The sequence below is a fragment of the Nocardia amikacinitolerans NBRC 108937 genome, assembly GCF_001612615.1.
Classification (GTDB): domain Bacteria; phylum Actinomycetota; class Actinomycetes; order Mycobacteriales; family Mycobacteriaceae; genus Nocardia; species Nocardia amikacinitolerans.
The window spans coordinates 220,007-232,398 of sequence record NZ_BDAU01000019.1 but is presented as its reverse complement, the minus strand read 5'-3'; the positions used below and the strand labels follow the sequence as shown (position 1 = coordinate 232,398).

Below are 12,392 nucleotides of genomic sequence, written 5' to 3'. Positions count from 1 at the left end.
CGCATCATGCTCGCCGTGCGGACGGTCTCGCCGAGCCGTCGGACGCCGAGCATGCAGGCAAAATGCTATCAGCCGTTGGTGCTGGACCCTTGATCAGTGTGTGATGTATCACAGCACTTTCGCGCTGCGGTGATTGGCCATGTTGTGTAAATAGACCGCGCCGTTGAGCCGGATTCCATCCTGCTCCGCCTCGCTCAGCTCGCGGCGCACCTTGCCTGGCACACCGGCCACCAGCGAGCCCGGCGGGATCTGCGCGCCCTCGGGAATCAGCGCGTTGGCGGCGATCAGGCTGCCCGCGCCGATCACGGCGCCGTTCAGCACGGTGGCGCCCATACCGACGAGCACGTCGTCGCCGATGGTGCATCCGTGCAGAATCGCGTTGTGCCCCACCGACACTCCGCTGCCGACGGTCAGCGGGAAGCCGGGGTCGGCGTGCAGCACACAGCCGTCCTGGATGTTGGTGCGCGCGCCGACGGTGATCTGTTCCAGGTCGCCGCGCAACACCGCGCTGTACCACACGCTCACCTCGGCGCCGAGCGCCACGCGCCCGATCACCGTCGCGTTCGGCGCGAGCCACGCGCTCTCATCGATCTCCGGCGCGAACCCGCCGACCTCAATCCTCATGCTGGCAACGTAGCCGCGCGGCCCCCGCCGTCGCGCGCGGGGGCGTCGACCGCGGCGCGGTGCGCGGCGGGACTTGTGCCGAGCGGGCGGCGGAAGTGGGACTCGTCGCAGGACGACTTTCCGTCGTATCCGCATTCCGAATGCTTCGAAAAGCAGGGGCTGTTCTACGAACCTGGCAATTCGAAATGCGCTGTGCGGCAACGGGAAAGACTATGTGATATGCCTTTCTGGCCGCGGCGAGTTCGTGGCGGCGAATTCCGCATTCCAAGGACGTGAACTGAATGAATTCGATGCGTACGACCGGAGCGGCGTGTCTGGCTGCCCTCGGCATAGCACTCGGTGGTGTCGTGGTCGCCGCCGCCGACCCCGCTCCGGCGATCCCAGGTGCGATCGGTAGCGGATCGTCATCGGGCAGCATCCCCTCCACGCCGACGGCCCCGGTCGATCCGAACCCCGGTGGCGGCGGTTGCGTCGGGTTCCCCGCCGGTTGCCCTCCGGTCGATCCGACCACGCCGCCGGTCCCGACGGTCCCAGTCGACCCCAACCCCGGTGGCGGCGGTTGTGTCGGGTTCCCGGCCGGTTGCCCTCCGGTCGATCCGCCCGCGCCAACGGTGCCATCGGTGCCGACTGTGCCGACTGTGCCGACCGTGCCGGTCGATCCGAACCCGGGTGGTGGTGGCGGTGCGTGCGTCGGCATTCCGGTCTGCCCGGCGGCGCTGCCCGTCCCGGTCCTCCCCTAGCCCTCGCTCGGTATCGGGTCGTCCCGAACATTCCGGCCGACTGATGGCCGAAGTCCGTCCGGCGGGCGGGCTGAGTCGTGGCCGAAGTCCGTCGGCGATGGGCGCGCCGAGCCGTGGCGGAAGTCCGTCGGCGGCGGGCGGTCGAGTAGTGGCGCGGATAATTTTCGGCCGTGGGGTCGGGGTGGTGTGCGGTGGCGCAGTTGGGGGCGGATTGGGCGGAAGTTATCCGCTGGGGTGTGCGCGCCGTCGTGGCGAACCTTCGCCGGGTGGTCCACGATGGCGATATGAGGATAGGAGTGCCACGGGAGGTCAAAGAGCAGGAGTTCCGGGTCGCGCTCACCCCCGCGGGCGCAGGGGAGCTGGTTCGGCTCGGGCATCAGGTGCTGATCGAAGCGGGCGCGGGCGTCGGGTCAGGGTTCGCCGATCGGCACTACGTCGAGGCGGGTGTGACGCTGGTGGACGGCCCGGACGCGGTGTGGGCGGATGCCGAGTTGGTTCTGAAGGTGAAAGAGCCGATCGCGCAGGAGTACCCGCGGATGCGCCGGGATCAAGTGCTGTTCACCTACCTGCACCTGGCCGCCTCGCGGGACTGCACCGAGGCCATCTTGCGCTCCGGCATCACCGCCCTCGCCTACGAGACGGTGCGCGCCGCCGACGGCTCGTTGCCGTTGCTCGCGCCGATGAGCGAGGTCGCGGGCAGGTTGGGTCCGCAGGTCGGCGCGTATCACCTGATGGCGCCGCTCGGCGGGTCCGGTGTGCTGCTCGGCGGCGTGCCCGGCGTGCGGCCCGCCGATGTGGTCGTCCTCGGCGGCGGCGTGGCGGGGACCAATGCCGCGATCATGGCCGCCGGAATGGGCGCGCGGGTCAGCGTGCTCGACACCAACCTGGGGAAGCTGCGCGAACTCGACGCGCGGTTCCAGGGGCGGATCACCACGGTGGCGTCGAATGCCGCCGAGGTCGAGCGCGCTGTGCTCGGCGCCGATCTGGTGATCGGGTCGGTGCTCGTGCCGGGTGCGCGCGCCCCGAAGTTGGTCAGCGAGGAGATGGTCGCGGCGATGCGGCCGGGGTCGGTGCTGGTCGACATCGCCATCGACCAGGGCGGCTGCTTCGCGGGTTCGCGGCCGACCACGCACGCGGATCCGACCTTCCGGGTGGCAGACGCGCTGTACTACTGCGTCGCGAACATGCCGGGCGCGGTACCGCACACCGCCACCGTCGCCCTGACCAACGCCACCCTCCCGTACGTGCGCGCCATCGCCGACCACGGGTGGCGCGACGCGTGCACCACCCACCCGGACCTCGCCCACGGCCTCGCCGCCGACAGAGGACGCCTGCTCTCCGCCGAAGTGGCCGCGGCTCATGGCTATCCCGTCACGGAGACGGTCGGCCTGGCAGGTTGACCCCGCGCCGCCCGCGCACGCTTCACAAGTGCGGCGCCCTGTCTGCCTCGTGCGAGGAAGAAGCCGCGGCGGGTCGCAGCGACGTGAGCGCCACGGCGGTCAACGCGGCCGTGATCGCCGCACACACGAGCGCCGTGCTGTTGAGGCCGCTCGTGAACGCATCGCGAGCCACGGAGAGCAGCGTGTCGCCGAGATGGGCGGGCAGATCGGTCGCCGCGGCGTCGGCGGCGCCGAGCGAGTCCTCCGCAGCCTCCTGCACCCTGGGCTGCACTCCCGGCACCGGGGAGCCCGCGACGTCCGCCCGGTAAATCGCGGTGCCGATGACGCCGAGCACGGCGATACCGGTAGCGACACCGAACTCCATGCTGGTTTCCGACATAGCCGCAGCCGAACCCGCTTTCGCCGGTGGCGTCGTCCCGATGACCAGATCGGTACCGAGAACCATGAGCGGGCTGATACCGACGTACACCAGCACGAAGCCGGAAACCAACACCGGAAGCCCACCGATGGCGTCGACGAAGGCAAGCGTCAGGTAACCGAGCGTCGCGATGGCCAGTGCGGCCGTGACGATGAACCGGGGTTCGACCTTGCGTGCGATGATCGGCGTCAGCATCGACGCCAGGATCAGCGCCCCGGCCGGAGGCAGCAACCACAGCCCGGCCCCCAGCGGCGTCAGACCGCGCACCAGCTGCAGGTATTGCGTGATGAACAGGTAGATGCCACCGACGGTGCCGAGTCCGAAGAGCAGGATCAGCAGTGCCGCGCGGAACGTCGGGTTGCCGAACAGCCGCAGATCGAGCAGCGGGTCGGCGAGTTCGCCTTGTCTGCGGACGAAGAGCAGGCCGAAGCCGATACCCACTGCGATCGCCGCGACCGGCACCGCGGAGAGGCCCGCTTCGGCCAACTTCTTGATGCCGAAGATCACGGGCAGGATGGTCGCCAGCGACAGCAGTACGCTCGGCAGGTCGACGCGGCCCGCCTCGGGGTCGCGATATTCCGGCAGCAGTATCGGCGCGGTCACCAGCAGCAGAGCCATCACCGGCACGGCGAGCAGGAAGACCGAACCCCACCAGAACGACTCCAGCATCGAGCCGCCGATGATCGGGCCGAGGGCCATGCCCGCCGACAGGCAGGTGGCCCACACCCCGATCGCCATCGCGCGTTGTCCGGCATCGCGGAACATGTTGCTGATCAACGCGAGCGTCGAGGGCATCAGGGTCGCGCCCGCGATCCCGAGCAGCGCGCGGGCGACGACCAACAGTAGCGGGCCGGTGGCGAAGGCGGCAAGCACCGACGCCGCGGCGAACGCGCCCGCGCCGAGCATCAGCAGTTTGCGTCGGCCGATGCGGTCACCGACCGTGCCCATGGTGATCAGGAAGCCGGCGATCATGAAGCCGTAGATGTCGGCGATCCACAGCTGTTCGATGCCGGTCGGCCGCAGATCTTCCGTCAGGTGCGGCACGGCCAGATACAGGACGGTGACGTCCATCGCGAGCAACAGGGTCGGCAGGGCGAGGACGGCGAGGCCGAGCCAGTCACGGGGACCGGCAGGTGCGGTGGTGGTTCGGTTGGGGTGCAAGGGATCTGGATCGGACATGCCGCTACGCTAAAGTTTCACATCAATGTGAGAGTCAAGTACGTATCGGAGGTCGCGATGCGAATCGGGACATTGCAGCGACGCACGGGCGTCAGCCAGCGCCTGCTGCGCTACTACGAGGAACAGGGGCTGCTGCGGCCGCACCGGCAGCCTTCGGGGTATCGGGAGTACACCGAATCCGACGTCGAGACCGTGCTGAACATCCGCAGCCTGCTCGCCGCGGGTCTGTCCACCACCACCATCGCCGACCTGCTGCCGTGCCTTTCCACCGGAGATGGGCAACTCATCGCCGACTGCCCCGAACTCCTGGTCGACCTGTATCGCGAACGCGACCGCATCGACGCGAGTATCCGCGACCTCGAAACCGCCCGCCACGCCCTCGACACCGTCATCGCGACCGCCCCACCCGACGTCGTTCGCGCCGTCGACGATCTGGTGCGCAGCGACTGACCTATCCCTGGTCCGGGCCGAGGAACCAATCGGGGGTGTCGGTTTCAGGGAGTTCGCGCAGCTTGTCCGGGTTGCGGACGATGTGCAGCGCGACGATGCGGCCGTCGTCGACGGTGAAGGAGAAGACGCCGGTGTGGGCGCCGTCGAAGACGACGAGGCCGGGCTCGCCGTTGACCAGGACCGACCGGCCCCACGCGCCGCGCGCGGACGGCGCGTTGTACCAACCGAGCAGCAGCTTCGCCACCAGCTCCGCGCCCTGCACGCCCTTGCGGATGGCGGGCACCTTGCCGCCGCCGTCAGCGGTCAGGCTGACGTTGGCGTCGAGCACGCCGAGCAGCGCGCTGAGATCCCCGGACCGCCACGCCACTGCGAACGCCGACACCACCTTTTCCTGCTCGTCGGGTGAGGCGGGGAAGCGGGGTGTTCCGTCCTCGACACGTTTGCGGGCGCGCGAGGCGAGCTGACGGACCGCGGCCGGTGTACGCCCCACCACCTCGGCGACCTCCGGGCCGCTCATGCCGAACACGTCTTGCAGCACGAACGCGGTGCGCTCGGCGGGCGAGAGGGATTCGAGCACGACGAGCAGCGCGGTGGTGACCCGCTCGTCCTGGGTGATCCGGTCGGCCGGATCGTCCACGGTGGTGACCTCCGGCTCGGGGAGCCAGTCGCCGACGTACTGTTCGCGGCGGGCGCGGGCCGAGCCGAGCTGGTCGAGCGCCAACCGGCCGGTCACGGTGGTCAGCCAGGCGCGCAGGTTCTCGATCTCGCCCGCGGTGCCCGCCTCGTGCTGGCGTTGCAACCGCAGCCAGGCATCCTGCACCACGTCGTCCGCGTCGGCCAGGCTGCCCAGCGTGCTGTAGGCGAGCCTGCGCAGATACGGCCGGTGCTCCTCGAAGCGGCGCGCCAGCTCGGCGGTGTCGAGGGGCTCGGGCTTCTCGGATGTCACTGCAACCACCGTTCGGTCGGGCGGCCCCGATCGCGGGGTCGTAGCGGGCGTCGCCGGTATGACGAGGCAGGACCACAGAGTGTGACATCCCGGCGGTCGCGACCGTCGTGTGCCCGCTACTCTCGCCAGGTGCACACGGGGATCTCGGCCGGTAGCGGTCTGCTGCTCGGCTTCGCGCTGGATCGCGCGTTCGGCGACCCGCGCCGGTGGCATCCGGTGGCCGGGTTCGGTTCGGCGGCAAGCGCGCTCGAATCCCTGACCTACGCTGACCGGCGGCTTGCGGGGATCGTGCACGAGGCCGTCGCGGTCGGGGCCGTGCTCGGTCTCGGGTTCGCGGCGCGGCGGGGCGGCATCGTCACGACCGCCCTCGCCACCTGGACCGTGCTCGGCGGGCGCAGCCTGGCGGCCGCCGGTCGCGCCATGGCCGATCACCTGGAGTCGGGTGATCTGGCAGGGGCTCGCGCGCTGCTGCCCTCGCTGTGCGGGCGGGACCCTTCGGTGCTCGACGCCGACGGATTGGCTCGCGCCGCACTGGAATCCATCGCCGAGAACACCTCCGACGCCACCGTCGCGCCGTTGTTCTGGGGCGCGGTGGCCGGCGTGCCCGGGCTACTCGGCTATCGGGCGATCAACACCCTCGACGCGATGATCGGTTACCGCGACGACCGCTACCACCGCTTCGGCTGGGCCGCCGCCCGGCTCGACGACGTCGTGAACCTCGCGCCCGCCCGCGTCAGCGGACTGCTCACCGCCGGGTTCGCGCCGCTGGTCGGTGGACGTCCCGGCGCGGTGCTGCGCGCGTGGCGGCGCGACGCGGCGAAGCATCCAAGCCCGAACGCGGGCGTCGTCGAGGCCGCGATGGCGGGCGCCCTCGGTGTCCGACTGGGCGGGCGGACGCAGTACCGGTACGGGACGGAACTGCGGCCGACTCTCGGCGACGGGCCCGCGCCCACGGTTCCGGATCTGCGGCGGGCGGTGCGGATGTCGGAGGCCGTTCAGGTGGGAGCGGTGGTGCTCGCGGCTGGTGCGGCGTGGGTTTGGCCCTCGCTGCGTCGGCGGCTGTCGCGCTCGCGCTGATCTCGCGCGGTCGGTGGCCTCGCGCGGGCTCGTGTTCCTCGTGTCGCACCGCATTGTGGGCTTCGTGTGCCGCGTTGTGGCCTCGCGCGGGCTCGTGTTCGTCGTGTCGCACCGCATTGCGTGCCGCGTGGTGGCCGCGCCGACTTCTACGTAGCTGGGCGAATTCTGTCCTCACCCGCTCAGCCGCTCAGCCGCTCAGCCGCGCAGACGTCAGCGTGAGGCAGCGCGGAATTCGCCTTGCGCCCAATGGACCTCGGCGGCGAAGGGGAAGTGCGCGGCGATGAGCGGAGCGCCGAAATTCGCTTGCCCGCGCCCCCGGGACCGCTCCTAGGATCGACCGCATGACCGAAACCAGCCCCGCCGACCTGGTCGAGCAGAACAAGCGTCACTGGGACGAGCGGGTCCCGATCAATGCCGCGAGCACGTTCTACGACCTCGACGGCTTCCGCGCCGGTGCCGAGGACTTCGATCCCTTTCAGCTGGACGAGGTCGGTGACGTCGATGGCCTCGAACTGGCCCATTTGCAATGCCACATCGGTCTGGACACGTTGTCGTGGGCACGTCGTGGCGCCCGCGTCGCAGGTCTGGATTTCTCCGCGCCCGCCATCGCCGAGGCCACCGAGCTCGCCGCCGAGATCGGCGTCGCCGACCGGGCCCGATTCGTCGCCGCCGATGTGTACGACGCGGTCGATGCGCTGGGCGCGGCGGCGTTCGACCTCGTCTACACCGGCATGGGCGCGCTCATGTGGTTGTCGGACATTCGGCGCTGGGCGCGCACCGTCGCCGGTCTGTTGCGGCCGGGTGGACGGCTCTACCTGGTCGAGATCCACCCCCTGACCGATGTGCTCGACGACGCCACCGGCACCACCGTCGCGGGCGACTACTTCGGCCGCGCGGCGCGCACCTACGAATTGGCGGGCTCCTACGCGGACTGGGACGCGCAGACCACGCACAACACGGTCACCGAGTGGCATCACACGCTCGGCGATGTCGTCAGCGCCGTCGCGGGCGCCGGGTTGCGCATCGAATTCGTGCACGAGCACGACGTGATCCCGTTTCGGCGCTACGGCACGCTCGTCGCCGACGGCCCGCGTTTCCGTCAGCCCGACCCTGCCTTGCGGGTGCCGTTGCTGTACTCGTTGGCCGCCACGTCGGGTTAGACATACCTTCGCCTTCGCTCCGGCCGGGCGCGGAGTCACCGCCCCAAGGTGGCCCTCACCGTAGCTCAACCTGGGTCCGCCACGAGCCGAGGCAAACTGGTCCAACCAGTTGACCACTAGACTGTGACGCGGCACACTGCTCGCATGGAATTCGCCGCCGTCGATCGCGCCGCCGTCTCCGATGCCGTCTTCGGTCAGCTGGTCGACGCGATACTCGCGGGGCGGATCGCGCCCGAGGAACCGTTGCCCTCGGAGCGGGAGCTGGCCGAAACGTTCCAGGTGAACCGGCACGCGGTGCGCGAGGCGCTCAAGCGGGTGCAGCAGAGCGGCCTGGTGCGCGTCGCGCACGGCGGCAAGACCCGGGTGCTGAACTGGCGGGAGAACGCGGGACTCGACATCCTCTCCGCACTCGCGCGCTCGGGTTCGATACCGCCGCAACGGGTTCTGTACGACATCGCCGTCATGCGCCGATCCGTCGGTGCGGACTCGGCGCGCCTGTGCGCGCAGCGCGCCGATCCGGATCAGCTGGCCGCGATCCTGCGCGCCGCCGCGGCCTACCCCGACGCCACCGCCGACCTCGCCACTGTGATCGCCGCCGACCACGCGTTCTGGATCACCGTGATCGAGGGTTCGGGCAACCTCGCGTATCGGCTCGCGCTCAACACCTTGGTCGCCGGTTACGCCGATATCGGCTGGGAGCTCATCGCCCGGCTCGGCCTGAACGAGGAGTACGCCGACCGCGACGTGCATCGCGAGCTCGCCGTCCGCATCGCCGCCCGCGACGTCGACCACGCCTACGCCTACGCCTATCGCCTGCTCAGCCGTCTCGTCGACGCACTGGACGTACCGAAAGCCTGACCCATGTTCGACCTCATCGCCCACGCCATCCCGGTCTTCGTGCTCTGCCTCGTGCTCGAGGCCGCCTCGTTCTACTGGCTGCCCGACGACGAGGAGCGCGGATACGAACTGCGCGACACCAGGACCAGCTTGCTCATGGGTCTCGGCAACGTGGTGATCAACATCGGCTGGAAGCTCGTGGTCGTCGCGGTCTACGCGGCGGCCTACCTGGCGGCGCCCGTACACCTACCGGCCGACCACCCGCTCACCTGGGTCGCGCTGTTCTTCGCCGACGAGGTCGCCTACTACTGGTATCACCGCACCCACCACACCGTGCGGGTGTTCTGGGCCTCCCACGTGGTGCACCACTCCAGCGAGTTCTACAACCTGTCCACGGCGCTGCGTCAGACGTGGACGCCGTTCACAGCACTGCCGTACTGGCTGCCGCTGGCGCTGCTCGGATTCCCGCCGTGGATGATCCTGCTGCAGCAGTCGGTCAGCCTCGTCTACCAGTTCTTCGTGCACACCGAGCGGGTCGGAACGCTGTGGCGGCCCATCGAATTCGTCTTCAACACGCCATCGCACCATCGCGTGCACCACGGCTCGAACGACGCTTACCTCGACAGGAACTACGGCGGCATCCTCATCGTCTGGGACCGGCTGTTCGGCACCTTCGAACCGGAGGGGGAGCGGGTGCGCTACGGGTTGACGAAGAACATCGGCACCTTCAACCCGGTGCGCGTCGCCACCCACGAATACGCGGCGATCTGGCGGGATGTGCGCGGCGCCCGGCGGTGGCGAGATTGGTGGGGGCACATGTTCCGCGGGCCGGGGTGGGCGCCTGCCGAGTGAGGGGCAGGTCGGCAGTCCGGTCGGACGTGCTTCCGCAGCCGCGGGTCGAGTCAGGTGCGGTTGCGGCCGTAGCGGTCGGCGAGCTTGGCCTCGGTCGTCGACGGCGCCGGTGTCGGTGTCGCCGCGGCGGGTTCGGTCGACGTGGGTTCGGTCGGTGCCGGTTCCGTCGGCGTCGACTGCGCGGCCGCGGCCTTCTCCCTGCGGCGTTCGCGGATCTCCGCGTAGACGAAGTACCCGAGGCCCAGCGGCGCCATGATGCCGAAGGCCAGCCACTGCAGCCCGTAGGAGAGGTACGGTCCCGCGTCGAGCTGGGGGAGCGGGGTCGGGGTGAACGCGCCCGGCTGGTTCTCCGAGAGCTGGAGGTACCCACCGCGCTCGCCGGCGGGAATCGGGGTGAGCGGCTGACCGAGCACCTCGGATTCCTGGGCGGTGTCGATCGAATACACCTGGCGGTAGCCGTCCTGGGTGAGCGGCGTCCGGTCCGCGCTCACGCCCTCCGACATCCGGACCCGGCCCTCGAGGCGCTGCGGGCCCGACGGCGGTTCGGGGATCTGCGGCGGCCGGGAGCTGCCGTCCACACCGGCGACCAGACCGCGATCGACGAGCAGCGTGCGCCCGTCGTCCAAGCGGAAGGCCGCGAGCACCGCGTAGCCGGGCGCGCCGTCCAGGTGGCGAAGGCGCACCAGCACCGTCGAGTCGGGCAGGTAGCTGCCGGTGGCCGTGACGCGCCGCCATTCGTTGTGCCCGGCGCCGGAGGTGTCGAGCACCGTGGTCACGTCGACCGGGTCGGCGCGCACCGAGTCGGCGATCAGTTGATTGCGGTGCTCGGTGGCGGTGTTCTTGCCGAGCTGCCACGGCGCGAGCACGGTGAAGCACAGGTACGCGAAGGCGGCCACCAGCGCGGCGAGGATCAGCCAGCTGGGGCGCAACAGGAACGCCAGGCGGCGCATCACGGCCGCCCGTCCGAGACGGGGACCCGGTCCAGCGCCGCGCGCACCCAGTCCAGCAGGCCGGGGATCGCGGCCTCGATCTGCGCGCGGACGAGCTCGAAATCGGCGGCGGTGCCGTAGTACGGGTCGGGCACGTCGGGGCCGTCGGCTCCGAGATCGAAACTGCGCAGCAGCTTGCGGCGATCGGACGGGACGCCAAGTCGGGCAAGCGCCCGCTCGTGCCCGGTGTCCAGGGCGATGAGCAGGTCGGCCGCGCGGTGATCGGCGCCGACGACGGCGGCCACGTGGCCCGTCGGATAGCCGTACTTCAGCAGCGTCTCGGTGGTGCGCGGGTCGGCGTCGTCGCCGACGTGCCAGGAGCCGGTGCCCGCGCTGCTCACCCGCACCCGGTCGGCCAAGCCGGCCAGGCGCAAGTGGTGCGCGAACATCTTCTCCGCCATCGGCGATCGGCAGATATTGCCGGTACAGACGAACGAGACGTGCAGGTCACCCACGACAGCCATTCTGGCCGGTCTCCTCGTTCGCCCGCCACGTAGGGTGTGATCCCGTGCCCTCCGACACAGTCGACCCCGCGCTGCTTCGCCACCACGGCGACGTCGACGCGCGCCCGGGCATGCTCGATTTCGCGGTCAACGTGCAGGGCAGCGAGCCGCCGCCGTGGTTGCGCGAACGCCTCGCCACCCGCCTGACCGACCTCGCCCGCTACCCGAGCGCCGCCGACGACCTGGCCGCCCGCACCGCCGTCGCCGCCCGGCACGGCCGCCGCCCGGACGAGGTGCTGTTGCTCGCGGGCGCGGCCGAAGGGTTCGCGCTCCTGCCGAAGCTCGCCCCGCGCCTCGCCGCGGTGGTGCACCCGTCGTTCACCGAACCGGAACTGGCGCTGCGCCAGGCCGACGTCCCCGTCGCGCGAGTGCTGCTCGAACCGCCCTACACCCTCGACCCGCGCGCGGTGCCCGACGAGGCCGATCTCGTCGTCCTCGGCAACCCCACCAACCCGACCTCGGTCCTGCACCCTGCCGAAACCCTGCGCGCCCTGCGCCGTCCCGGCCGCCTCGTCGTCGTCGACGAGGCCTTCGCCGACGCCGTCCCCGGTGAGCCGGAATCCCTCGCGACCGCCGCCACCCCGGACATCCTCGTCCTGCGCAGCCTCACCAAGACCTGGGCGCTCGCCGGCCTGCGCTGCGGCTACTTCCTCGGCGCCCCCGATCTGCTCGCCCGCCTCGACCACGGCCGCCCGCACTGGCCGCTCGGCACCCTCCAACTCGAGGCGATCGCCGCCACGGCCGCACCGCACGCCGTCGCCGAATCCGACCGCCACGCAACGGCTCTCGCCGCCGCGCGTGAGGTGATGGTCGAACGTCTCACCGACCTCGGCGTCCACGTCCACACGCCCGCGCACGCGCCGTTCCTCCTTGTGCATGTCGCGGACGGGGAATCGTTGCGTCGGCACCTGGCCGATGCGGGAATCGCGGTGCGCCGGGCGAATACGTTTCCGGGGCTCGGGCCTGATTTCCTTCGGGTGGCCGTGCGGGAGGGTGCCGCGGTAGACCGCTTGTGCGCTGCCATCCGCACCGCGCCCGGTCGTCTCCAGCGGGCGAACCTCGACGGAAGCTGACGGCAGCACTGCTGCTCCGGGCCGGACGTCCGCCCGAGCGGATGGCCGCGACGGTGGCGCCGACGGTGGCGAGGCGACCGACGGCGGGTGCCTCTCGCCTTCGTAGACGGCGGAGGTAGTCGTCGGCGTCGTCTCGTTCGAGCG

General features: G+C 70.6%; 12 protein-coding genes. 7 read left to right on the top strand and 5 right to left on the bottom strand.

From position 1 onward, the window contains the following. Positions 1 to 108 precede the first annotated feature (108 nt). Positions 109 to 624, bottom strand: a complete 516-nt coding sequence (locus NAM01S_RS16340) for a gamma carbonic anhydrase family protein (protein WP_067786026.1) — start codon at positions 622 to 624, stop codon at positions 109 to 111. Positions 625 to 1,648: 1,024 nt separating this feature from the next. Between NAM01S_RS16340 and ald the strand changes: the two genes are divergently transcribed. After that, on the top strand, positions 1,649 to 2,764 hold the full coding sequence (ald, locus tag NAM01S_RS16335) for an alanine dehydrogenase (protein ID WP_067786216.1): 1,116 nt from the start codon (positions 1,649 to 1,651) through the stop codon (positions 2,762 to 2,764). 22 nt (positions 2,765 to 2,786) lie between these two features. Here the strand turns inward: ald and NAM01S_RS16330 are convergent, their stop codons facing one another. Next, on the bottom strand, positions 2,787 to 4,361 hold the full coding sequence (locus NAM01S_RS16330; RefSeq protein WP_067786024.1) for an MFS transporter: 1,575 nt from the start codon (positions 4,359 to 4,361) through the stop codon (positions 2,787 to 2,789). A 57-nt stretch (positions 4,362 to 4,418) separates the two neighbouring features. Between NAM01S_RS16330 and NAM01S_RS16325 the strand changes: the two genes are divergently transcribed. Continuing rightward, a complete protein-coding gene (locus NAM01S_RS16325; RefSeq protein WP_067786214.1) occupies positions 4,419 to 4,811 on the top strand; it encodes a MerR family transcriptional regulator in 393 nt (130 codons plus the stop codon). A 1-nt stretch (position 4,812) separates the two neighbouring features. Here NAM01S_RS16325 and sigJ read toward each other — a convergent pair whose 3' ends face one another. Then, positions 4,813 to 5,757 carry an RNA polymerase sigma factor SigJ gene (gene sigJ / locus NAM01S_RS16320; RefSeq protein WP_067786022.1) on the bottom strand — a complete coding sequence of 315 codons (945 nt, stop codon included), beginning with the start codon at positions 5,755 to 5,757 and terminating at the stop codon, positions 4,813 to 4,815. Between the two features lie 129 nt (positions 5,758 to 5,886). On the opposite strand from sigJ, the gene NAM01S_RS16315 reads away from it, so the two are divergent. The 4 genes from NAM01S_RS16315 (at position 5,887) to NAM01S_RS16300 (ending at position 9,683) form a co-directional block, all read left to right on the top strand. Further along, on the top strand, positions 5,887 to 6,834 hold the full coding sequence (locus tag NAM01S_RS16315) for a cobalamin biosynthesis protein (protein WP_067786020.1): 948 nt from the start codon (positions 5,887 to 5,889) through the stop codon (positions 6,832 to 6,834). A gap of 341 nt (positions 6,835 to 7,175) precedes the next feature. Beyond that, on the top strand, positions 7,176 to 7,994 hold the full coding sequence (locus NAM01S_RS16310; protein ID WP_067786018.1) for a class I SAM-dependent methyltransferase: 819 nt from the start codon (positions 7,176 to 7,178) through the stop codon (positions 7,992 to 7,994). Between the two features lie 144 nt (positions 7,995 to 8,138). Then, positions 8,139 to 8,852 carry a FadR/GntR family transcriptional regulator gene (locus tag NAM01S_RS16305; RefSeq protein WP_067786016.1) on the top strand — a complete coding sequence of 238 codons (714 nt, stop codon included), beginning with the start codon at positions 8,139 to 8,141 and terminating at the stop codon, positions 8,850 to 8,852. 3 nt (positions 8,853 to 8,855) lie between these two features. After that, positions 8,856 to 9,683, top strand: coding sequence for a sterol desaturase family protein (locus NAM01S_RS16300; RefSeq protein WP_067786014.1), 828 nt, complete (start codon positions 8,856 to 8,858; stop codon positions 9,681 to 9,683). Between the two features lie 50 nt (positions 9,684 to 9,733). On the opposite strand, the gene NAM01S_RS16295 is transcribed toward NAM01S_RS16300, so the two are convergent. Both NAM01S_RS16295 and NAM01S_RS16290 read right to left on the bottom strand, forming a co-directional pair. After that, complete coding sequence (locus NAM01S_RS16295; protein ID WP_067786012.1) at positions 9,734 to 10,633, bottom strand: SURF1 family cytochrome oxidase biogenesis protein; 900 nt, start codon at positions 10,631 to 10,633, stop codon at positions 9,734 to 9,736. Continuing rightward, positions 10,633 to 11,136, bottom strand: a complete 504-nt coding sequence (locus NAM01S_RS16290; RefSeq protein WP_067786010.1) for a low molecular weight protein-tyrosine-phosphatase — start codon at positions 11,134 to 11,136, stop codon at positions 10,633 to 10,635. The genes NAM01S_RS16295 and NAM01S_RS16290 overlap by 1 nt, the downstream gene beginning before the upstream one ends. A 44-nt stretch (positions 11,137 to 11,180) precedes the next feature. Between NAM01S_RS16290 and cobC the strand changes: the two genes are divergently transcribed. Then, a complete protein-coding gene (cobC, locus tag NAM01S_RS16285; RefSeq protein ID WP_067786009.1) occupies positions 11,181 to 12,248 on the top strand; it encodes an Rv2231c family histidinol phosphate aminotransferase CobC in 1,068 nt (355 codons plus the stop codon). Positions 12,249 to 12,392 lie beyond the last annotated feature (144 nt).